This is a genomic window from Streptomyces griseoviridis, assembly GCF_005222485.1.
Lineage (GTDB): Bacteria > Actinomycetota > Actinomycetes > Streptomycetales > Streptomycetaceae > Streptomyces > Streptomyces hintoniae.
Map to the genome: position 1 here is coordinate 6,387,501 of NZ_CP029078.1, position 22,554 is coordinate 6,410,054.

Below are 22,554 nucleotides of genomic sequence, written 5' to 3' on the forward strand. Positions count from 1 at the left end.
GATGTATACGGACTGACGCCTGCCCGGTGCTGGAACGTTAAGGGGACCGGTTAGTCGAGATTCGTCTCGGCGAAGCTGAGAACTTAAGCGCCAGTAAACGGCGGTGGTAACTATAACCATCCTAAGGTAGCGAAATTCCTTGTCGGGTAAGTTCCGACCTGCACGAATGGCGTAACGACTTCTCGACTGTCTCAACCATAGGCCCGGTGAAATTGCACTACGAGTAAAGATGCTCGTTTCGCGCAGCAGGACGGAAAGACCCCGGGACCTTTACTACAGTTTGATATTGGTGTTCGGTTCGGCTTGTGTAGGATAGCTGGGAGACTTTGATCATCGGACGCCAGTTCGGTGTGAGTCGTCGTTGAAATACCAGTCTGGTCGTGCTGGATGTCTAACCTGGGTCCGTGATCCGGATCAGGGACAGTGTCTGATGGGTAGTTTAACTGGGGCGGTTGCCTCCTAAAGAGTAACGGAGGCGCCCAAAGGTTCCCTCAGCCTGGTTGGTAATCAGGTGTTGAGTGTAAGTGCACAAGGGAGCTTGACTGTGAGACCGACGGGTCGAGCAGGGACGAAAGTCGGGACTAGTGATCCGGCGGTGGCTTGTGGAAGCGCCGTCGCTCAACGGATAAAAGGTACCCCGGGGATAACAGGCTGATCTTCCCCAAGAGTCCATATCGACGGGATGGTTTGGCACCTCGATGTCGGCTCGTCGCATCCTGGGGCTGGAGTCGGTCCCAAGGGTTGGGCTGTTCGCCCATTAAAGCGGTACGCGAGCTGGGTTTAGAACGTCGTGAGACAGTTCGGTCCCTATCCGCTGTGCGCGTAGGAGTCTTGAGAAGGGCTGTCCCTAGTACGAGAGGACCGGGACGGACGAACCTCTGGTGTGCCAGTTGTCCTGCCAAGGGCATGGCTGGTTGGCTACGTTCGGGAGGGATAACCGCTGAAAGCATCTAAGCGGGAAGCCTGCTTCGAGATGAGGACTCCCACCCACTTGATGGGTTAAGGCTCCCAGTAGACGACTGGGTTGATAGGCCGGATCTGGAAGCACGGTAACGTGTGGAGGTGACCGGTACTAATAGGCCGAGGGCTTGTCCTCAGTTGCTCGCGTCCACTGTGTTGGTTCTGAAACCACGAACAGCCCCACACCTGAACCCGCTGGGTTGGTTGTGGTGTGGCTGGATAGTTTCATAGTGTTTCGGTGGTTATAGCGTGAGGGAAACGCCCGGTTACATTCCGAACCCGGAAGCTAAGCCTTTCAGCGCCGATGGTACTGCAGGGGGGACCCTGTGGGAGAGTAGGACGCCGCCGAACAATCTTTCAAAAGGGCCGGTCCCGGGATTTCGATCCCAGGACCGGCCCTTTTCTGTTGTGCGTCACCTGGTGTTCACATTGCGCAACAACCATCGACGGCATGGGTACCGCTGCAATGCTCAGGGCCGCCGGCGTCGGACTCGGTGACGAGGTCATCGTGCCGGCCTTCGGGAACGTCGAACTCGCCGAGGCTGTCGCCCTGGTCGGGGCCATGCCGGTGTTCGCCGACATAGATCCGACGACCTACTGCCTCGACCCGGACGCCGTCGAAGCCGCAGTCACCCCGCGGACCGCCGCCGTCACCGTCGTCCACCGGTTCGGGCGGCCCGCCGACCTGGCCGCGCTGCACGGCGTCGGACAGCGGCACGGGCTGCTCGTCCTCGAAGAAGGCGAATCCGAGGCGCCCTACGACGAGATCGCGCAGCGCCGCGAACGGGCCTCCTACCTCGACGCCAAACTGCGCGGCGTCCGCACACCCGACCACGGCGACGGACACACCTACCAGCAGTACGTCGTGCGGGTGCTCGGCAACGGGCGACCCGACCGGGACGCGTTCGCACGGGCCCTGCGGGTCAAGGGAGTCGACTGCCGGGTCCCCGTGAAGACCCCCGTCCACCGGCTGCCCGACTTCCGGCGCTGCGTCGCGCTCCCCGAGACCGAACGGGCCGCCGACGAGACCCTCGCGCTGCCCGTGGACGCAGCACTCACCAAGCGGGACATGCAGCGGATCGTCTCCGCGTGCAACGCCCTCGGCGGACTGCTCCAGCCCGCCTTCTGATCCCGGGAACGTGGTTGGGAGCTGGGTGCTGTTCGGGGTATGATCTATTCCGTTGCCACGGGGGAAACCCCGAACAGGCAACTGGCCCCCATAGCTCAGTCGGTAGAGCGTCTCCATGGTAAGGAGAAGGTCAACGGTTCGATTCCGTTTGGGGGCTCAACCCTGAAGGCCCCGCCCACTTGGGCGGGGTCTTTCTCGTATCCGCGGCTCCCCGCGCGGGCCCGGTCAGTCCTTCTGGAGACCGGGCACGCGCATCGCGAGGATCGCCATGTCGTCCGACGGAGCGTCCGACGCGAAGCGCTCCACCGCCCGCATCACACGCGCCGCGACCGCGCCCGCCGTGAGACCCGTGCACGTCGTGAGGACATCGGTCAGACCGTCGTCGCCCAACATGCGGGTTCCCTCGCGGCGTTCGGTGACGCCGTCGGTGACACAGAGCAGGACATCGCCCGGATCGAGGGTCACCCGCTGCTCGTACAGCTCCAGATCCTCCATCACCCCGAGCAGCGGCTGCGGTTCGGCGGCCGGTTCGACCGTGCCGTCCTGCCGCAGGCGCAGCGGCAGCGGATGGCCGGCGCAGACCACCTTCAGCTCCGCGCTGCCGTCCTCCTGCGGCCTCAACTCGCCGTACAGCAGCGTCAGGAAGCGGCTGCGGGCGCCCTCGTCCAGGATCGCCGAGTTGAGCCGCTCCAGGACCGCGGGGCCGGTGAGGCCCTCCCTTGCGAGCAGCCGCAGGGCGTGCCTGGCCAGGCCGGTCACCGCGGCCGCGTTGGGTCCTGTGCCGCAGACGTCGCCGATCGCGAAGCCGTAGGTGCCGTCGCTGATCGGGAAGAGGTCGTAGAAGTCGCCGCCGACCTCGTTGCCCTCGCCGGCCGCGCGGTAGATGACCTCCACCTCGACGCCGTCGATCACCGGCAGTTCGGGCGGCAGCAGGCTGCGCTGGAGGGACTGGCTGATCGCCGTGCGCTCCGAGTAGAGGCGCGCGTTGTCCAGGGCGAGGGCGGCCCGGCGGCTCAAGTCCTCGGCCAGCTCCAGGATTTCCTGCCGGAAGTGCTCGTCGGTCGGCTTGCCGAGCGTCAGCATGCCGATCACCCGGTTGCGGGCCACCAGCGGCAGCACGACCGTTTCGCCGCCCACCGCGGACGCCGTCGCCAGCGTCGGGCCGATGCTGGAGGCGACCTGGTGGGTGGGGCCGCCGGACAGGCCGAGGCTGCGCATCGAACTGCGCAGGGCGGCCTGGTGGGCGACCTCGCCCGGGGCGGCCCAGACCCGGGCGCCCGGGGTCGGTACCGGGTCGGGCGGGGCGATCTTCGACAGCAACGACTTGATGCCGTCGATGAGTTCCTCGTCCTCGTGCAGGACGTACGAGAGATATGGCTCGGACGCCTGGTCGGCGATGGTGTAGACGGCGCACCAGGTGGCGAGGGTGGGGACCGTCATCTGGGCCATCTGGGCCATCAGGGCGAGGGTCTGGTCCCGGTCCAGGGTGCCGGCCAGCAGGTCGGACGCCTCGACGAGGAAGCTGAGCGATCCCCGGCGCAGCCGCTCCAGCTCGCCGAGGCGGGCCGACTCGACGGCCAGCGCGATGCGGTCGGCGGCGAACTGGAGGCGCAGCGCCTCCTCGTTGGAGTACCTTCCCGGGCCCTCGGCCGCGACACCGAGGGAGCCGGTGAGGCGGCCCTCGACCTTCAGCGGCACGGTGACGACCGAGCGCATGCCGGTGCCGTTGAGCAGCGGGACGGCGCCGGGGACGGCCGTCAGATCGTCGTGGACGGCCGGCATGCGGGCCGAGCCGTAGCGGCCGGGGCCCGCCTCGACGGGGACCCGTGCGAAGCGCTGGCGGGCCGAGGGCAGGCCGGTGGAGGCGCGGACCTCCAGCTCCGTCTCGTCGTCGGTCGCGAGGAGCAGGAACGCGGAGTCGCCGTCGAGCATGTCGCGGGCGCGTTCCACCGTGCGCTGGAGGAGGCCGTCGAGGTCGTCGGGTGCCGGGGAGCCGATGAAGACCTCGAACGGGTCGGTGCTCTGGCTCTCGGAGCCGCCCGAACCGTCGGAGGACGAGATCCGGGTCGGCGTCTGGAGGACGGCCCGTTCGTGGTTGCGGACCAGCAGGCAGACCGTGGAGGGCTCGCCCCCGGTGTCACGGACGCGCAGATGGGAGGCGTAGACGGGGGTGACGCGGCCGTCGGCGCCCCTTATGCCGTAACTGCCCTCCCAGCGGGAGAGCTGGAGGGCCTCCACGATGCCGGTGCTGGTGCCCGGGGTGTGCGGCCAGGCGGCGAGGTCGGTGAGGGGCTTGCCGATGACCTGCTCGGCGGGGTAGCCGAACAGCTCCTCCGCGTCCTCGTTCCACGCGGTGAGGGCGCCCGTGCGGTCGATCTGGACGACCGCGACCCTGACCCGGCCGTCGGCGAGCGGCAGCAGGTCGGCGGGGAGGGACGGGCCCGCCGCGCGGGTGCCGACGGCGCGCTCGGGCAGGTGGAGCTGGAACCAGACCTGCTTGTGGGTGGGGGTGTAGTCGACGCCCCAGCGGCCGGCCAGCGCCGCGCAGAGCTGCAGGCCCCTGCCGCCCTCGCGGTCCGGGCTGCCCATGGTGGCGGGGGAGCCCTGGAGCGGGATCTCACGCTCCGGGTAGTGGTCGGAGACCTCGATGCGGACCCCGTCGTCGCTGCGCAGGCAGAGGACGTCGGCTGCGGTGCCCGCGTGCACCACGGCGTTGGTGACCAGCTCGCTGGTGAGGACGACGGCGTCGTCGACGATGTCGGAGAAGCCCCAGCCCTGGAGGGTGTCGCGGACGAAGGAGCGGGCTGTCGCGACGGAACGCCCGACGGGCTCGAAGCTGGCTGCCGCACGCGCGGTGATCACGGAACTCCTCGACCGGTTGTCGACGTGCTGGGCTGCTGGGCCGGACGGTTCCCGCCGCTGGTGCGGCAGTCCGTCCCTCGGCCCGTGGTCCGGGGGTTGCGCCCCCGGGATCAGTCCGGTGGTCATGGTTCCGGCCGCCCCTCCGATGCCCGCTCGTCTCGTGCCACCGCCCAGGCCGGACGGACCGGTGCGGCTGGACAGCCGCATGCAAGGTTACTTACCTTCACCGTCCACGCGGATGCCGGATCGGCAGTGATTCCGCCCAGAGGGTGTGCGGACGATGTGCGAAGCTGCCGAACTGTTATGGCCTGGTTCGGACAGGGTGAAACACTGGGCACGATTCACGATGACACAGCACCTGCCGCGACGACGAACAGGTCACGCGCTGGTGGGCGAGCACAGCGGTAACGGTCGAACCCCTTCGGGAGGGACACAGTGGAGTCTGGCGCAGCGACGCGTGGAGCGAAGGCGCGCGCGAAAGGCGGACAGTCCCTGAAGAATCAGGGCAAACCTCGCAATAGCACGACCACTGTGGACACGGCTGCCCTGAACCGGCTGATGGCTGCTCTCGTGTCGATGCGTGACGGGAACTTCCGCAAGCGGCTCACGGTGTCGGGCGACGGGGTGATGGCGGAGATCGCCGCCGTCTTCAACGAGGTCGCGGACCGCAATCTGCACCTCACCGGCGAGCTGGGCCGGGTGCGCCGCATGGTCGGCCGGGAGGGCAAGCTCACCGAGCGCCTGGAGACGGGCTCGGGGGAGGGGTCGTGGGCCGCGGCCGTGGAGGCGTCCAACGCGCTCGTGGACGACCTCGTGCGGCCCGTCTCCGAGGTCGGGCGGGTGCTGTCGGCGGTGGCCGAGGGTGATCTGTCGCCGCGCATGGAGCTGCGCACGCAGGCGCCGGACGGCACCGGGCATCCGCTGCGCGGGGAGTTCCTGAAGGTCGGGCGGACCGTCAACAACCTCGTCGACCAGTTGTCGACGTTCACCGACGAGGTCACCCGGGTGGCCAGCGAGGTCGGTACCGAGGGCAAGCTCGGCGGGCAGGCCCGGGTGCGGGGCATGTCGGGTTCGTGGAAGGACCTCACCGACTCCGTCAACACGATGGCGTACCGGCTGACGGCGCAGGTGCGCGACATCGCGCTGGTGACGACGGCGGTCGCCAAGGGCGATCTGTCGCGCAAGGTCACAGTGCACGTGGCCGGCGAGATGCTGGAGCTGAAGAACACCGTCAACACGATGGTCGACCAGCTCTCCTCGTTCTCCTCCGAGGTGACCCGGGTCGCGCGTGAGGTCGGCACCGAGGGCGAGCTGGGCGGTCAGGCGCAGGTGCCCGGGGTGGCCGGGGTGTGGAAGGACCTCACCGACTCGGTGAACCTGATGGCCGGCAACCTCACGGCCCAGGTGCGCGGGATCGCGCAGGTCACCACCGCGGTCGCCAACGGTGACCTGTCGCAGAAGGTGACGGTCTCGGCGCGCGGCGAGGTCGCGCAGCTCGCGGACACCATCAACCAGATGACCGAGACGCTGCGGATCTTCGCGGACGAGGTCACCCGGGTGGCGAACGAGGTCGGCGCGGCCGGGCAGCTCGGCGGCCAGGCGAACGTGCCGGGCGCGGCCGGCACCTGGAAGGACCTGACGGACTCCGTGAACACGGTGTTCCGGAACCTGACCACCCAGGTGCGGGACATCGCGGCGGTGACGACGGCGGTGGCCAGCGGCGACCTGTCGCAGAAGGTCACCGTCGACGTGGCCGGCGAGATGCTGGAACTGAAGAACACCGTCAACGGCATGGTGGACCAGCTGTCCTCGTTCGGCTCCGAGGTGACCCGGGTGGCCCGGGAGGTCGGAGTCGAGGGCGAGCTGGGCGGTCAGGCGCAGGTGCCGGGAGCGGCCGGTACCTGGAAGGACCTCACGGACTCCGTGAACACCGCCTTCCGCAACCTCACCGGGCAGGTCCGCAACATCGCCCAGGTGACGACGGCGGTGGCCAACGGCGATCTGTCGCAGAAGGTCACCGTGGACGTCTCCGGCGAGATGCTCCAGCTGAAGAACACCGTGAACACCATGGTCGACCAGTTGTCGTCGTTCGCGGACCAGGTGACGCGGATGGCCAGGGACGTGGGCACCGAGGGGCGGCTCGGCGGTCAGGCGGTCGTGCCGGGCGTGGCCGGCACCTGGAAGGAGCTGACCGACTCCGTCAACGGCATGGCCGGCAACCTGACGGCCCAGGTGCGCAACATCGCGCAGGTGACGACGGCGGTGGCGCGCGGCGACCTGTCGCAGAAGATCGACGTGGACGCGCGGGGCGAGATCCTGGAGCTGAAGAACACCATCAACACGATGGTCGACCAGCTCTCCGGCTTCGCCGACCAGGTGACCAGGGTCGCCCGCGAAGTGGGCACGGAGGGCAGGCTCGGCGGTCAGGCGCAGGTGCCGGGGGTGGCCGGCGTGTGGCGCGACCTGACCGACTCGGTGAACGGCATGGCCGGGAACCTCACCGCGCAGGTCCGCAACATCGCCCAGGTCGCCACCGCGGTGGCGCGGGGTGACCTCTCCCAGAAGATCACCGTGGACGCGCGCGGGGAGATCCTGGAGCTGAAGAACACCCTGAACACCATGGTCGACCAGCTCTCCTCGTTCGCCGAGGAGGTCACCCGGGTCGCCCGTGAGGTGGGCACGGAGGGTCAGCTGGGCGGCCAGGCCGAGGTGCAGGGTGTCTCCGGCACCTGGAAGGACCTCACCCAGTCCGTGAACTTCATGGCGAACAACCTGACCATCCAGGTGCGTCAGATCGCCGAGGTCACCACCGCGGTCGCCAAGGGCGACCTGTCGAAGAAGATCACGGTGGACGCCCGGGGCGAGATCCTCGAACTCGTCACCACCGTCAACACGATGGTGGACCAGCTCTCGTCCTTCGCCGAGCAGGTGACGCGGGTGGCCCGCGAGGTGGGCACCGAGGGCATCCTGGGCGGCCAGGCGCACGTGCCCGGGGTCACGGGCATCTGGAAGGACCTCAGCGGCAACGTCAACCTGATGGCCAAGAACCTGACCATGCAGGTGCGCAACATCTCCCAGGTCGCGGCGGCCGTCGCCAACGGCGATCTGACCCGGACGGTGACGATCGAGGCGCGCGGCGAGGTCGCGCAGCTCGCCGACACCTTCAACACCATGGTGAAGACGCTGAGTTCGTTCGCCGACCAGGTCACCAAGGTGGCCCGCGAGGTGGGCACGGACGGCATCCTGGGCGGGCAGGCGCGGGTGCCTGGGGTGGCGGGCACTTGGAAGGACCTCACCGAGTCGGTGAACCAGATGGCGTCCAACCTGACCGGTCAGGTGCGCAACATCGCCATGGTCACCACCGCCATCGCGAAGGGCGACCTCACCAAGAAGATCGACATCGACGCGCGCGGGGAGATCCTCGAACTGAAGACGACCATCAACACGATGGTCGATCAGCTGTCGTCGTTCGCCGAGGAGGTCACCCGCGTCGCGCGCGAGGTGGGCACCGAGGGGCAGCTCGGCGGTCAGGCGCGCGTGCGGGACGTGGACGGCACCTGGCGGGACCTGACGGAGTCCGTGAACGAGATGGCCGGGAACCTGACCCGGCAGGTGCGCGCCATCGCGCGGGTGGCGACCGCGGTGACCCGCGGCGACCTGAACCTGAAGATCGACGTGGACGCGTCCGGCGAGATCCAGGAACTCCAGGACTACATCAACAAGATGATCGCCAACCTGCGCGACACCACCATCGCCAACAAGGAGCAGGACTGGCTCAAGGGCAACCTGGCCCGGATCTCCGCCCTGATGCAGGGCCGCCGCGACCTCCAGGACGTGGCGTCGCTGATCATGAGCGAGCTGACGCCGGTGGTCTCCGCCCAGCACGGCGCGTTCTTCCTGGCGATGCCGCTGGTCGACGGCAAGGACCCGGGAGGCGGCCAGGAGGACGCCTACGAGCTGCGCATGCTCGGGTCGTACGGCTACTCGATGGGGTCGATGCCGACGTCGTTCAGGCCGGGTGAGGCGCTGATCGGGACGGCCGCCCAGGAGAAGCGCACGATCCTGGTGGAGAACGCGCCCAGCGGCTATCTGAAGATCTCCTCGGGGCTCGGTGAGGCGCCGCCCGCGCAGGTGATCGTGTTGCCGGTGCTGTTCGAGGGGCAGGTGCTCGGGGTGATCGAGCTGGCGTCGTTCACGCCGTTCACGCACATCCAGAAGGACTTCCTGAACCAGATCGCCGAGATGATCGCGACGAGCGTCAACACCATCTCCGTCAACACCAAGACCGAGGTGCTGCTGAAGCAGTCGCAGGAGCTGACCGAGCAACTGCGGGAGCGGTCGGCCGAGTTGGAGAACCGGCAGAAGGCGCTCCAGGCGTCCAACGCCGAACTGGAGGAGAAGGCCGAGCTGCTGGCCCAGCAGAACCGTGACATCGAGGTGAAGAACACCGAGATCGAGGAGGCGCGGCAGGTCCTGGAGGAGCGTGCCGAGCAACTGGCCGTCTCCATGCGCTACAAGAGCGAGTTCCTCGCCAACATGTCGCACGAGCTGCGCACGCCGCTGAACTCGCTGCTGATCCTGGCCAAGCTGCTGGCCGACAACGCGGACGCCAACCTCACGCCCAAGCAGGTCGAGTTCGCCGAGACGATCCACGGCGCGGGCTCCGACCTGCTCCAGCTGATCAACGACATCCTCGACCTGTCGAAGGTCGAGGCGGGCAAGATGGACGTCTCCCCGACGCGCATCGCGCTGGTGCAGCTCGTCGACTACGTGGAGGCCACGTTCCGGCCGCTGACCGCGGAGAAGGGCCTCGACCTGTCGGTGCGGGTCTCGCCCGAGCTGCCCGCCACCCTGCACACCGACGAGCAGCGCCTGCTGCAGGTGCTGCGCAACCTGCTGTCGAACGCGGTGAAGTTCACCGACTCCGGTTCGGTGGAGCTGGTGATCCGGCCGGCCGGCGCCGATGTGCCGCCGTCGATCAGGGAGCAGTTGCTCGAGGCGGGGTCGCTGCGGGATGTGGACGCCGGTCTGATCGCGTTCTCGGTGACCGACACCGGCATCGGGATCGCGGCGAGCAAGATGCGGGTGATCTTCGAGGCGTTCAAGCAGGCGGACGGCACGACCAGCCGCAAGTACGGCGGCACCGGCCTCGGCCTCTCCATCTCGCGGGAGATCGCGCAGCTCCTCGGCGGTGAGATCCACGCGCAGAGCGAGCCGGGCCGCGGTTCGACGTTCACGCTGTATCTGCCGCTGCACCCCAGCGAGCTGCCGCCCAACGGCTATCAGCAGCCGGCGCCCGCCCTGGAGGCCGGTGATCTGGCGGCGGCCGAGCCGGCCCAGCGCGCGGACGCGGCGATCGAGACGCCGGCCGAGGTGAAGTCGTACCAGGAGACGCAGAACGGTGCCGCGGCCCTCTTCAGGCGCCGCCGCAGGCCCGGTATCGACCTGGAGCAGCTCTCGGGCGGTGTGGAGCGCTGGATGCCCACCGAGGAGCATCCGCCGCCCGCGCCGTCGTCGCGCGGTGTCCGGTTCGGTGGCGAGAAGGTGCTGATCGTCGACGACGACATCCGCAATGTGTTCGCGCTGACCAGCGTCCTTGAGCAGCACGGCCTCTCGGTGCTGTACGCGGAGAACGGCCGGGAGGGCATCGAGGTCCTGGAGCAGCACGACGACGTGGCGGTCGTCCTGATGGACATCATGATGCCGGAGATGGACGGCTACGCGACGACGACGGCGATCCGGCGGATGCCGCAGTTCGCGGGGTTGCCGATCGTCGCGCTGACGGCGAAGGCGATGAAGGGCGACCGGGAGAAGGCGATCGAGTCGGGTGCCTCCGACTACGTGACGAAGCCGGTCGACCCCGACCATCTGCTGGCGGTCATGCAGCAGTGGATGCGGGGGGAGTGACAGGATTCGTCGCCGGGCGCCCCACGTTGCTGACACAGTGGGGCGCGGAGCCGTGTAGAGGCGGGGCATCCGGGGAACCTTCTGGTCTCCTGCCCCGTTCCCGCTGTGTGCCCAGTGACATCACGGTGACAGGGTGTGGCGACAGGCGGGGTGCGGCTACGATGACCGGCACAAGGACGGACGACGCAAGGGAGTCGTCCCCTGGGGCGGCACCCGCGGGTGCCACCGCAAGTCCTGAGTACAGGGGAGGCCCCAAGCCGGGGCGAGGAGGGCGGGCCATGGTGCAGAAGGCCAAGATCCTCCTGGTCGATGACCGGCCGGAGAATCTGCTGGCGCTGGAGGCCATTCTCTCGGCGCTCGATCAGACGCTGGTGCGGGCATCGTCCGGGGAGGAAGCGCTCAAGGCGCTGCTGACGGACGACTTCGCGGTCATTTTGCTGGACGTCCAGATGCCGGGCATGGACGGATTCGAGACGGCCGCGCACATCAAACGGCGGGAGCGGACCCGGGACATCCCGATCATCTTCCTCACCGCGATCAACCACGGTCCTCACCACACCTTCCGCGGGTACGCGGCGGGCGCGGTGGACTACATCTCGAAGCCGTTCGACCCGTGGGTGCTGCGGGCGAAGGTCTCGGTCTTCGTCGAGCTGTACATGAAGAACTGCCAGCTGCGGGAGCAGGCCGCGCTGCTGCGCCTCCAGTTGGAGGGCGGCGCAGGGAGCGCGGCGGGCGACTCGAAGGAGCCGGCCAGTCTGCTGGCCGAGTTGTCGGCGCGGCTCGCGGCGGTCGAGGAGCAGGCCGAGGCGCTGTCCAAGCAGCTCGACGACGAGTCGGCGGACGCGGCGGCGGTCGCCACGGCGGCCCATCTCGAACGCAAACTGACCGGTCTGCGGCGGGCTCTGGACGCGCTGGAGCCGGGCGCCGGGAACACCACGTCGGTCTCCTCGCCGAACTGACGCCGGGCGGGGCCCGGTTGACGATGAGGACGCGTCAGTTCCGTGGCCCGGCAAGGGCGACACGAACGGGTGAAGCCTGGGGCACACGTGTCCCACGGCGTCTCCCCCGGTAACCTCGCACCTATGGCCTCACGTCCCTCCGCCGCCAAGAAGCAGCCCCCGAAGAAGGTGGCGGCTCCGGCGAAGAAGGCCGCTGCGAGGAAGCCGCCGCCGAAGAGGGCGCCCGCCAAGAAGGCCGCCGTGCGGAGGACCGCGCCGCCCCCGAGGCCGGCGCCGAGCCCGACCGGCGGCCTCTACCGGCTCGTCCGCGCCTTCTGGCTGGGGCTCGCGCACGCCGTGGGCGCCGTGTTCCGCGGGATAGGGACCGGCGCAAGGAACCTCGACCCGGCGCACCGCAAGGACGGCGTCGCGCTGCTGCTGTTCGCCATCGCGCTGATCGTCGCGGCCGGCACCTGGGCCGATCTGAAGGGCCCGGTCGGCGACCTCATCGAGATCCTGGTGACCGGTGCCTTCGGGCGGCTCGACCTGCTCGTGCCGATACTGATCGCCGTCATCGCGGTGCGCTTCGTCCGCCACCCCGAGAAGCCCGAGGCCAACGGGCGCATCGTGATCGGTCTCTCGGCGCTGGTGATCGGGGTGCTCGGGCAGGTCCACATCGCCTGCGGGTCGCCCGCCCGCAGCGACGGCATGCAGGCCATAAGGGACGCCGGGGGGCTCATCGGCTGGGCGGCGGCCACCCCGCTGACGTACACCATGAGCGAGGTGCTCGCGGTGCCGCTGCTGGTGCTGCTCACGGTGTTCGGGCTGCTGGTGGTGACGGCGACACCGGTCAACGCCATCCCGCAGCGGCTGCGGCTGCTGGGCGTGCGGCTCGGCATCGTCCATGAACCCGCCGACTCCGACCTCGACGCGTACGGGCCCGACGACCGGCGCTACGACGAGCAGTGGCGCGAGGCGCTGCCGCCCGGCGCACGCCGGCGCGGCCCAGGACCCGAGGGGTACGCCCCCGAGGACGCCGAGCAGGAGGCGCTCACCCGGCGCCGCCGTCCCCGGCGCTCCGCGGGGTCGCCGTCCGACCCCGACCGGCCGATGGACGCCGTGGACGTCGCCGCGGCCGCTGCCGCCGCGCTCGACGGTGCCGTGATGCACGGCATGCCGCCCTCGCCGCTCGTCGCCGACCTCACCCAGGGCGTCAGCGCCGGGGACCGCGAGGAGACCACACCGACGCCGGTACCCGCCGCCCGGCCCCGCCAGGACAAGGGCAGGCAGCAGAAACTCTCCTCCGGGCCGGTGCCCGACCTCACCAAGGCGTCGCCCGAGGCGCCGCGCGACCTGCCCGCCCGCGCCGAGCAGCTCCAGCTCTCCGGCGACATCACCTACGCGCTGCCCTCCCTCGACCTCCTCACCCGCGGCGGTCCCGGCAAGTCGCGCAGCGCCGCGAACGACGCCGTCGTCGCCTCGCTGACCACCGTCTTCACCGAGTTCAAGGTCGACGCGGCCGTCACCGGGTTCACCCGCGGCCCGACGGTCACCCGGTACGAGGTCGAGCTGGGCCCGGCCGTGAAGGTCGAGCGGATCACCGCGCTCACCAAGAACATCGCCTACGCCGTCGCCAGCCCCGACGTGCGGATCATCTCGCCGATCCCCGGCAAGTCCGCCGTCGGCATCGAGATCCCCAACACCGACCGCGAGATGGTCAACCTCGGTGACGTGCTGCGGCTCGCGGCGGCCGCGGAGGACGACCATCCGATGCTGGTCGCGCTCGGCAAGGACGTCGAGGGCGGCTACGTGATGGCCAACATGGCGAAGATGCCGCACGTCCTGGTCGCCGGAGCCACCGGTTCCGGAAAGTCGTCCTGCATCAACTGCCTGATCACCTCGGTCATGGTGCGCGCCACCCCCGAGGACGTCCGGATGGTCCTCGTCGACCCCAAGCGCGTCGAGCTGACCGCCTACGAGGGCATCCCGCACCTGATCACGCCGATCATCACCAACCCCAAGCGGGCCGCCGAGGCGCTCCAGTGGGTGGTCCGCGAGATGGACCTGCGCTACGACGACCTCGCCGCCTTCGGCTACCGGCACATCGACGACTTCAACCAGGCCATCCGCGACGGCAAGCTGAAGACGCCCGAGGGCAGCGAACGCGAGCTGAAGACCTACCCGTACCTGCTGGTCATCGTCGACGAGCTGGCCGACCTGATGATGGTCGCGCCCCGGGACGTCGAGGACTCCATCGTGCGCATCACCCAGCTCGCCCGCGCCGCCGGCATCCACCTGGTGCTCGCCACCCAGCGGCCGTCCGTGGACGTCGTCACCGGCCTGATCAAGGCGAACGTGCCCTCCCGGCTCGCCTTCGCCACCTCCTCGCTCGCCGACAGCCGGGTCATCCTCGACCAGCCGGGCGCCGAGAAACTCATCGGCAAGGGCGACGGCCTCTTCCTGCCGATGGGCGCCAACAAGCCCACCCGCATGCAGGGCGCCTTCGTGACCGAGGAGGAGGTCGCGGCCGTCGTCCAGCACTGCAAGGACCAGATGGCCCCCGTCTTCCGGGACGACGTCACCGTCGGCACCAAGCAGAAGAAGGAGATCGACGAGGAGATCGGCGACGACCTCGACCTGCTCTGCCAGGCGGCCGAACTGGTCGTCTCCACCCAGTTCGGATCGACGTCCATGCTCCAGCGCAAACTGCGGGTCGGCTTCGCCAAGGCCGGACGGCTCATGGACCTGATGGAGTCGCGCGGGATCGTCGGACCGAGCGAGGGCTCCAAGGCCCGCGACGTGCTCATCAAACCCGACGAACTCGACGGAGTGCTCGCGGTCATCCGCGGCGAGGCGTGAGGACGCGCCCGCCGGGCAGCCGATGAGGGATCGTGACCCGCTCGTAGTGGATCGTGACTCACCCGTAAGGGATCTTTGAGCAACCGTTTCCCTTCGACGTACGTCAAGTTGAGGTAAGCGACAACAGCTGACCCGCCATCGGTGTGTCCGGCCATACCGATGGGCTACAAAGTCCCACCGCCCGGTTGCCCCACCCTTTGGCACCCCCCCTAGACTGAATCCCCAGCACAGGTGGCTCAAACGCTCGAAAGGCGCCCCCGTGTCCATCGGCAACTCCCCTGAAGACGAGCGTCCGTTCGAAGACGACCACGAGGAAACCCGCCCCTCGATCGGCCACGCCCTGCGCCAGGCGCGTATCACGGCCGGGCTGACCGTCGACGACGTCAGTAATGCCACCAGGGTCCGGATCGCGATCGTGCACGCCATCGAGGCGGACGACTACACCGCGTGCGGTGGTGACGTCTACGCCCGGGGCCACATCAGGACCCTGGCCAAGGCCGTCCACCTCGATCCGGAACCACTGCTCGAACAGTTCAGCGCGGCCCGCGGCGGCCGTCCCGCACCCACCCCCGCGGCCCCCCTCTTCGAAGCGGAACGCATCCGCCCCGAACGGCGCGGACCGAACTGGACCGCCGCCATGGTCGCCGCGATCGTCGCCGTGGTCGGCTTCGTCGGCTTCACCGCGTTCAAGAGCGGCGACGACGGCCACTCCAGCACCCAGGTGGCCGACACCCCCTCCCCGAAGCCGAGCAGGTCCGCCTCGCCGACCCCCGGCAGCGGCAAGTCGGGCACCCCCAAGAGCGACCCCTCCGACAGCGCGATCGCCGCCGCGCCCCAGGACAAGGTGACCGTCCAGGTCAGCGCCCCCGACGGACGCAGCTGGATCTCGGCCAAGGACCACAACGGCCGGCTGCTGTTCGACGGGCTCCTCAAGCAGGGCGAGTCCAAGACCTTCCAGGACAGCGACAAGATCAACCTCGTCCTCGGCGACGCGGGCGTGATCCAGCTCTACGTCAACGGCAAGAAGATCGACGACGACTTCCGGCCGGGCGCCGTCGAGCGCCTCACCTACACCAAGGGCGACCCCCAGGTCGGCTGAGGGTCCGGGCCGCGCGCCCGAGCGGGACGAGCGGGGCCGGTCCGGCTACGGACCGGCCCCGCCCCCGTCGACGTGGGGTGTCGGTGGGACGAAGTAGTCTTGAGCCCATGCCTGAACGCCGTACCGTCGCACTCGTCACCCTTGGCTGCGCCCGTAACGAGGTGGACTCGGAGGAGCTCGCAGGCCGCTTGGAGGCGGACGGCTGGGAACTCGTCCTGGACGCCGAGGAAGCGGACGTCGCCGTCGTCAACACGTGCGGCTTCGTCGACGCCGCCAAGAAGGACTCGGTCGACGCCCTCCTGGAGGCCAACGACCTCAAGAACCACGGCAGAACCCAGGCCGTGGTGGCGGTGGGCTGCATGGCCGAGCGGTACGGCAAGGAACTCGCCGAAGCGCTCCCCGAAGCCGACGGCGTCCTCGGCTTCGACGACTACGCGGACATCTCCGACCGCCTCCAGACCATCCTGAACGGCGGCATCCACGCCTCCCACACCCCGCGCGACCGCCGCAAGCTGCTCCCGATCAGCCCGGCCGAGCGGCAGGAGTCCGCCGCCGACGTGGCGCTGCCCGGACACGCGCCCGCCGACCTCCCGGACGGCCTCGCGCCCGCCTCCGGCCCCCGCGCGCCACTGCGCCGCCGGCTCGACGGCAACCCGGTCGCCTCGGTCAAGCTCGCCTCCGGCTGCGACCGCCGCTGCACCTTCTGCGCCATCCCCTCCTTCCGCGGCTCCTTCATCTCCCGCCGCCCCAGCGACGTCCTCAACGAGACACGCTGGCTCGCCGAGCAGGGCGTCAAGGAGGTCATGCTGGTCTCCGAGAACAACACGTCCTACGGCAAGGACCTCGGCGACATCCGCCTCCTGGAGTCGCTGCTGCCCGAGCTGGCCGAGGTCGACGGCATCGAGCGGGTGCGCGTCAGCTACCTCCAGCCCGCCGAGATGCGCCCCGGCCTGATCGACGTCCTGACCTCCACGCCGAAGATCGCGCCCTACTTCGACCTCTCGTTCCAGCACTCCGCGCCCGGCGTGCTGCGCGCCATGCGCCGCTTCGGTGACACCGACCGCTTCCTGGAACTGCTCGACACCATCCGCGGCAAGGCGCCCCAGGCGGGCGCCCGCTCCAACTTCATCGTCGGCTTCCCCGGCGAGAGCGAGTCCGACCTCGCCGAGCTGGAGCGCTTCCTGAACAGCGCCAGGCTCGACGCCATCGGCGTCTTCGGCTACTCCGACGAGGACGGCACCGAGGCGGCCGGCTACGACAACAAGCTGCCCGAGGACGTCGTCGCCGATCGGCTCGCGCGGGTTTCCCGGCTCGCCGAGGAACTCGTCTCGCAGCGCGCCGAGGAACGCGTCGGCGAGACCGTCCAGGTCCTGGTCGAGTCGGTCGACGGCGAGGACGGCGCGCATGGCCGCGGCGCCCACCAGGCGCCCGAGACCGACGGGCAGGTGCTGCTCACGAGCGGCGAGGGCCTGGCCGTCGGCCGTATGGTCGAGGCGAAGGTGGTCGGCACCGAAGGCGTCGACCTGGTGGCCGAGCCGCTCCTCGGCTCGTTCATGGGCGGCGACGAGGAGGGAAGATGACCGGAGTGCCGGCCTCGGCGGCGAACGGCCCCTCCGGCGCGCAGGGCGCCACCTCGGACGTTCCCCCGGCCCACCCGGACGTCTCCGCTGCCGCTTCGGGCGGGTCGCCGGGCTCGGAGGGCGGGTCGCCGGGCTTGGCCGGTGGGTCGCCGGGCTTGGCGGGCGGTTCTTCTGCTTCGCCTGGTGGTTCGTCTGCCTCCGCGGGCGGTTGCTCCGCTTCGCGGGGCGGGTCGTCTGTCTCGGCCAGTGGTTCTTCGGCCTTGCCTGGTGATTCCTCGGTCTCGGCGGGTGGGTCGTCTGTCTCGCCTGGTGGTTCTTCGGCCTTGCCCGGTGGTTCGTCTGCCTCGCCTGGTGCTTCTTCTGCTTCGTCTGGCGGTTCCTCGGGTTCCGCGGGGGTGTCGGATCTTTCCCCGGCAGGTGCGGACGCCGCTTCGCCGGCTGCTGATTCCGACGCCGGGGCGAAGGCGCCGCGTGGCGCGAAGATCGCCGCCGCGGCCGTCAACCAGGCCAGCGTCTGGAACATCGCCAACCTGCTGACCATGCTCCGACTGGTCCTGGTCCCCGGCTTCGTCGCCCTGATGCTCGCCGACGGCGGATACGACCCGGCGTGGCGCGCGTTCGCCTGGGCCGCTTTCGCCGTCGCCATGATCACCGACCTGTTCGACGGCCATCTGGCCCGCACCTACGACCTCGTCACCGACTTCGGGAAGATCGCCGACCCCATCGCCGACAAGGCGATCATGGGAGCGGCGCTGATCTGTCTCTCCGTGCTGGGCGATCTGCCGTGGTGGGTCACGATCGTCATCCTCGGCCGGGAACTCGGGATCACCCTCATGCGTTTCGTGGTCATCCGGTACGGAGTGATCCCGGCGAGCCGCGGCGGCAAGCTCAAGACGCTCGTCCAGGGCGTGGCGGTCGGGATGTACGTCCTGGCGCTGACGGGGTGGCTGGCCACTCTGAGATTCTGGGTGATGGGCGCGGCGGTCGTGCTGACCGTGGTGACCGGGCTCGACTACGTAAGACAGGCCATTGTGCTGCGCCGACAGGGAATCGCCGAACGCAAAGCGGCGACGGAGGAGACGGAAGCGTGAGTTCCGCAGCCGCCGACGTGGTGCGACTACTGACAGTGAGAGGCTGGACCCTCGCCGTCGCCGAGTCGCTGACCGGCGGCCTCGTGGCCGCGGACCTCACCTCGGTGCCCGGCGCCTCCCGGGCCTTCCGCGGCTCGGTCACGGCGTACGCCACCGACCTGAAGCAGCGGCTGCTCGACGTCGACGCCACCCTGCTGGCCCAGCGCGGCGCGGTCGACGCGCAGGTCGCGGCGCAGATGGCGGCAGGCGTACGGACCGCGCTCGGCGCCGACTGGGGCATCGCGACCGCCGGGGTGGCCGGCCCCGACGCCCAGGACGGGCAGCCCGTCGGGACGGTATTCGTCGCCGTCGCGGGCCCCACCGGGACGGATTCCGGTTCTGCCGGTGGCGGAAAAGTGGTAGCCCTGCGGTTGAACGGCGACCGTACGGAAATTCGTAAGGAGAGTGTACGCAGCGTGCTCGGACTGCTCCTGACCGAGTTGCTGAGCGAACAGACCGGGAATGAGCGGGCACAGGATACGGAACAGAACGGGGGGTTTTGATGTTTGCAGCCCTGAGTGAACACGACATCGCTCCCCGCACGGCCGCGGCGCAAGGCGGTACGGTGGGGCGTGAAGGATGCGGTTACGCGGTCCGAGGAGGGAGCCACCGATGATTCTGCTCCGTCGCCTGCTGGGTGACGTGCTGCGTCGGCAGCGCCAGCGCCAGGGCCGTACTCTGCGCGAAGTCTCCTCGTCCGCCCGAGTCTCACTCGGCTATCTCTCCGAGGTGGAGCGGGGGCAGAAGGAGGCATCCTCCGAGCTGCTCGCCGCCATCTGCGACGCGCTGGACGTACGGATGTCCGAGCTGATGCGGGAAGTGAGCGACGAGCTCGCCCTCGCCGAGCTGGCCCAGTCTGCCGCGGCCACCGAGCCCGTACCCGCGCCGGTTCGTCCGATGCTGGGTTCCGTCTCGGTGACCGGTGTACCGCCGGAACGGGTGACCATCAAGGCGCCCGCCGAGGCGGTGGACGTGGTCGCCGCGTGATCCGTACGCCGGAACACGTCTGAGCCGACCGTGCGCGCGGGAGACCGCGCGCCACACCGTGCGCGAGCCCCGGTCGTCGCCTCTCCACTTTCTCCGGAGAGGCGACCACCGGGGCTTTCGTGCATCGTGGAGGGGCGGAACTCGGGGCCGGACCCAGCGAACGGAGCACAACGGATGTACGTCGTGAAAAGCCCCCTGTCCGACGCGGACCTCAAGACCGTCGCCGAAGCCCTCCAAGGCGCCCTCGTCGACCTGGTGGATCTGTCCCTGGTCGCGAAGCAGGTGCACTGGAACGTGGTCGGACCGCGCTTCCGCTCCGTCCACCTCCAGCTCGACGATGTCGTCGACACCGCCAGGACCCACTCCGACACGGTCGCCGAACGGGCCTCCGCGCTGGGCGTGCCGCCGGACGGCCGCGCCTCCACCGTGGCCACCGGCAGCGGCATCGGTGTCATCCCCGACGGGTGGATCCAGGACTCGGACGCGGTGGGAACCCTCGTCGAGGCCCTGGGCGCCGTGATCGTGCGGATGCGTGAGCGAGTGGCTGACACGGGCGAGGCCGACCCCGTCAGCCAGGACATCTTCATCCAGATCACCGGCGACCTCGAGAAGCACCACTGGATGTTCCAGGCCGAGAACGGCTAGGGCTTGGCGGGACGGGCGCGACCGGGTGCGATGGGTGCGACCGGGTGCGACCGGGTGCGACGGGTGCGACGAGTTTGGCCGGCTGAGGGTCGTGGTGCGGGCTTGGTCGGCCGTCGTGCGCGGTTCGGGCGGGTGCCGTGGTGCGGGGCCTGGGGCGGCCGTGGTGCGGTTGTGGTGCGGTTGTGGTGCTCGCTCATCGTGTGCCGGGTGTGCCGGGCATGCGCCCTTTCGTGGGACAAGAACGGCGTTCTAACGTCGGTCTGGAGGTGAGCGCATGGCGCGGCCGATAGTGCGCCGGGGGGTGCTGATCGGGCTGGGGCTGCTGTGGTGGTGGGCCGTGCTACGGCTCACGCTGGCGCCCGGCGCCGCCGGGGTCCTCGAAGGGACCGTCGCGGCCGGAGGGTGGGGGCTGAGCCTGCTGCCGGTGCACTGTGTGGCGAAGTCGCGCGCGGCCGGCGCCGTCGCCACCGGGCGGTGGCGGGACGCCTGGCGGACCGGGCGGGTCACCACGGCATCGCCACTCCGCCGTTCGGACGCAGAATCTGGCCCGTCGTGAACGACGACGCGTCCGACGCCAGATGCAGCACGGCGTGGGCGACGTCATCCGGCTCGCCCACCCGGCCCAGCGGGGCCATCCGCGCCATCGCCGTCTCCGTGCGCTCCCGCGCCCCGGCCTCCTGGCGGTCGGTCATCGGGGTGCGGATCCAGCCCGGTGCGACCGCGTTCACCCGGATGCCGTGCCGGCCCACCTCCTGGGCCAGGGTCTTCGTCAGCTGGACCACGGCCGCCTTGGCGACGCCGTAGCAGAGCAGGCCGGGGCGGCCTGTGTCCACGGCGCCCGAGGCCATGGTGATGATGCTGCCGCCTGAGCTGCTTGAGCTGCTTGAGCTGCTTGAGCTGCTTGAGCCGCGTGAGCTGTCTGTGCCGCCTGGGCTGCCTGAGCTTGTGGCGGCCGTGTCGGTTGAGAGCATCTGGCGGACTGCCTCCTGGCACGCGTACAGGACGCCCTTGAAGTTGACGTCCAGGACCCTGTCCAGGTCCTCGTCCCGGGTCTCCAGGACCGTACTCGTGTGCATGATCCCGGCGATCGCCGCCATCACGTCCAGCCGCTCGCAGGAGCCGACGGCCTGCCGCAGTGCCTTCCGGTCGGTGACGTCCAGGTGGTGGGTGTGGGCCGTGCCGCCCGCCTCCTTGATCAGGGCCGCCGTCTCGTGGAGGTTCCGCGCGTCGCGGTCTGCGCAGTGCACCGTGGCGCCCGCCCGCGCCAGCAGTACCGCCGAGGCGCGCCCGATGCCGGTGGCGGCCCCGGTGACGAAGGCGGTCCGTCCGGAGAGGTCGTACGCCGTGAGGGGCATGGATCGACGGTACGAGGGTTTCTGACGGGGCGTCAACTAGTGTGGTGCGGTGGGGATGTTGAATGGGGTTGGGCCCTGCTGGCAGGTCGGGCACCAGTAGGTGGGGCGCTCTCGGGAGCCGTCGCCCTGGTCGGCCCGCTGTACGGGGGTGCCGCAGCGCAGGCAGGGGCGGGGGGCGCGGCCGTACACGAACAGGTTCTGGCCGCGGCGGCCCGTCGTGTTGCGGACCGGGCGGTCGCGGTTCGCCTCCAGGAGATGCTGGGCGAGTGCCGGGAGTTTCGCGGCGCGGTCCGTCGGGAGCGCGCCGATCGGGAGCCAGGGGGTGGCGCCGAGCAAGAAGCACAGCTCACTCTTGTAGACGTTGCCGATGCCGGCCAGATTGCGCTGGTCGAGGAGCGCCTCGCCGAGCGGGCGGGCCGGGTCGGCGAGGAGGTTGGCCAGCGCCAGGTCCGGGTTCCAGTCGGGGCCGAGGAGGTCGGGGCCGAGGTGTCCTACGGCGCGGTCCTCGTCCGTGGTGCGCAGCAGCTCCACGACGGGGAGGCGGTAGCCGACCGCCGTGCGGTCGGTGGTACCCAGGATCGCGCGGATCTGGTGGGCGGGGCCGCCGGTCCAGCGGTGGCCGTTCTCGAAGATCTTCCAGGCTCCGTCCATCCGCAGGTGCGAGTGGAGGGTGAGGCCGCCCTCGATGCGGGTCAGCAGGTGCTTGCCGCGCGGGGTGACGTCCAGGACGGTGCGGCCGGTGAGGTCGGCGGTCGCGTGGGCGGGCACGCGGAGGTCGCTGCAGGTCAGCACCTTGCCCGCTAGGGCGCTGTGCAGGCGCTTCGTGGTCTGCCAGACCGTGTCACCTTCGGGCATGGGTCAAGGGTGGCACGGGGGAGGAGGACGTGCGGGGGCGTGCCGGCGTGCTCACTGTGCTTGTTTGGGGCTTGTGTCCGTGGGTGGGGTCGGGGTCGCGGGGGTGCGGCGAATCCGCCGCTTGATGGGCCCTTGGGACTGTTTCCTTGGTGGAACTGGGGTGGTGACCGGGTACGCGGCGGATTGCGCCGCACCCCCGCGACCCACTCCCGGTGCGTGGGCCACCCTCACCCGTGGTGGGCGGCCTT

14 protein-coding genes, 1 tRNA gene and 2 rRNA genes (1 of these 17 cut by a window edge) are annotated in these 22,554 nt (G+C 69.7%); 14 read left to right on the plus strand and 3 right to left on the minus strand.

The window, feature by feature from the left end:
* The 4 genes from DDJ31_RS27730 to DDJ31_RS27745 form a co-directional block, all read left to right on the plus strand.
* Window positions 1-1,096 (plus strand): 23S ribosomal RNA (locus DDJ31_RS27730); it begins 2,026 nt to the left of the window's first position.
* Between the two features lie 98 nt (window positions 1,097-1,194).
* Window positions 1,195-1,311, plus strand: a 5S ribosomal RNA gene (gene rrf, locus DDJ31_RS27735).
* A gap of 115 nt (window positions 1,312-1,426) precedes the next feature.
* Window positions 1,427-2,089, plus strand: coding sequence for a DegT/DnrJ/EryC1/StrS family aminotransferase (locus tag DDJ31_RS27740; protein ID WP_240678392.1), 663 nt, complete (start codon window positions 1,427-1,429; stop codon window positions 2,087-2,089).
* Window positions 2,090-2,173: 84 nt separating this feature from the next.
* Window positions 2,174-2,246: transfer RNA gene (locus DDJ31_RS27745), tRNA-Thr, on the plus strand.
* Window positions 2,247-2,314: 68 nt separating this feature from the next.
* Here DDJ31_RS27745 and DDJ31_RS27750 read toward each other — a convergent pair.
* Entirely contained in the window at window positions 2,315-5,077 is a 2,763-nt protein-coding gene (locus tag DDJ31_RS27750) for a SpoIIE family protein phosphatase (protein ID WP_127177657.1), read from the minus strand.
* Between the two features lie 309 nt (window positions 5,078-5,386).
* On the opposite strand from DDJ31_RS27750, the gene DDJ31_RS27755 reads away from it, so the two are divergent.
* The 10 genes from DDJ31_RS27755 to DDJ31_RS39340 all read left to right on the plus strand — a co-directional run bounded on the left by DDJ31_RS27755 (window position 5,387) and on the right by DDJ31_RS39340 (window position 20,652).
* Window positions 5,387-10,858: a HAMP domain-containing protein gene (locus DDJ31_RS27755; protein ID WP_127177656.1), complete on the plus strand. Its 5,472-nt coding sequence runs from the start codon at window positions 5,387-5,389 to the stop codon at window positions 10,856-10,858.
* A 278-nt stretch (window positions 10,859-11,136) separates the two neighbouring features.
* On the plus strand, window positions 11,137-11,817 hold the full coding sequence (locus DDJ31_RS27760) for a response regulator (protein WP_127177655.1): 681 nt from the start codon (window positions 11,137-11,139) through the stop codon (window positions 11,815-11,817).
* Between the two features lie 123 nt (window positions 11,818-11,940).
* Window positions 11,941-14,655, plus strand: coding sequence for a DNA translocase FtsK (locus tag DDJ31_RS27765; RefSeq protein ID WP_127177654.1), 2,715 nt, complete (start codon window positions 11,941-11,943; stop codon window positions 14,653-14,655).
* Between the two features lie 259 nt (window positions 14,656-14,914).
* A complete protein-coding gene (locus DDJ31_RS27770) occupies window positions 14,915-15,754 on the plus strand; it encodes a helix-turn-helix domain-containing protein (RefSeq protein ID WP_127177653.1) in 840 nt (279 codons plus the stop codon).
* 107 nt (window positions 15,755-15,861) lie between these two features.
* On the plus strand, window positions 15,862-17,334 hold the full coding sequence (gene rimO / locus DDJ31_RS27775; protein WP_127177652.1) for a 30S ribosomal protein S12 methylthiotransferase RimO: 1,473 nt from the start codon (window positions 15,862-15,864) through the stop codon (window positions 17,332-17,334).
* Between the two features lie 395 nt (window positions 17,335-17,729).
* Entirely contained in the window at window positions 17,730-18,425 is a 696-nt protein-coding gene (gene pgsA / locus DDJ31_RS27780) for a CDP-diacylglycerol--glycerol-3-phosphate 3-phosphatidyltransferase (protein WP_431027145.1), read from the plus strand.
* Window positions 18,422-18,967, plus strand: coding sequence for a CinA family protein (locus DDJ31_RS27785; RefSeq protein WP_127177650.1), 546 nt, complete (start codon window positions 18,422-18,424; stop codon window positions 18,965-18,967). Before pgsA ends, DDJ31_RS27785 begins: the two co-directional genes overlap by 4 nt.
* A gap of 109 nt (window positions 18,968-19,076) precedes the next feature.
* On the plus strand, window positions 19,077-19,451 hold the full coding sequence (locus DDJ31_RS27790) for a helix-turn-helix domain-containing protein (protein ID WP_127177649.1): 375 nt from the start codon (window positions 19,077-19,079) through the stop codon (window positions 19,449-19,451).
* A gap of 174 nt (window positions 19,452-19,625) precedes the next feature.
* Window positions 19,626-20,096 carry a Dps family protein gene (locus DDJ31_RS27795; protein WP_127177648.1) on the plus strand — a complete coding sequence of 157 codons (471 nt, stop codon included), beginning with the start codon at window positions 19,626-19,628 and terminating at the stop codon, window positions 20,094-20,096.
* 274 nt (window positions 20,097-20,370) lie between these two features.
* Window positions 20,371-20,652: a hypothetical protein gene (locus DDJ31_RS39340; RefSeq protein WP_127177647.1), complete on the plus strand. Its 282-nt coding sequence runs from the start codon at window positions 20,371-20,373 to the stop codon at window positions 20,650-20,652.
* Here DDJ31_RS39340 and DDJ31_RS27800 read toward each other — a convergent pair.
* Together DDJ31_RS27800 and DDJ31_RS27805 are read right to left on the minus strand one after the other, a co-directional pair.
* On the minus strand, window positions 20,600-21,451 hold the full coding sequence (locus tag DDJ31_RS27800) for an SDR family NAD(P)-dependent oxidoreductase (RefSeq protein WP_127177646.1): 852 nt from the start codon (window positions 21,449-21,451) through the stop codon (window positions 20,600-20,602). The two genes, DDJ31_RS39340 and DDJ31_RS27800, sit on opposite strands and share 53 nt — an antisense overlap.
* A 36-nt stretch (window positions 21,452-21,487) precedes the next feature.
* Entirely contained in the window at window positions 21,488-22,306 is an 819-nt protein-coding gene (locus DDJ31_RS27805) for an Fpg/Nei family DNA glycosylase (RefSeq protein ID WP_127177645.1), read from the minus strand.
* Between the last annotated feature and the right edge of the window lie 248 nt (window positions 22,307-22,554).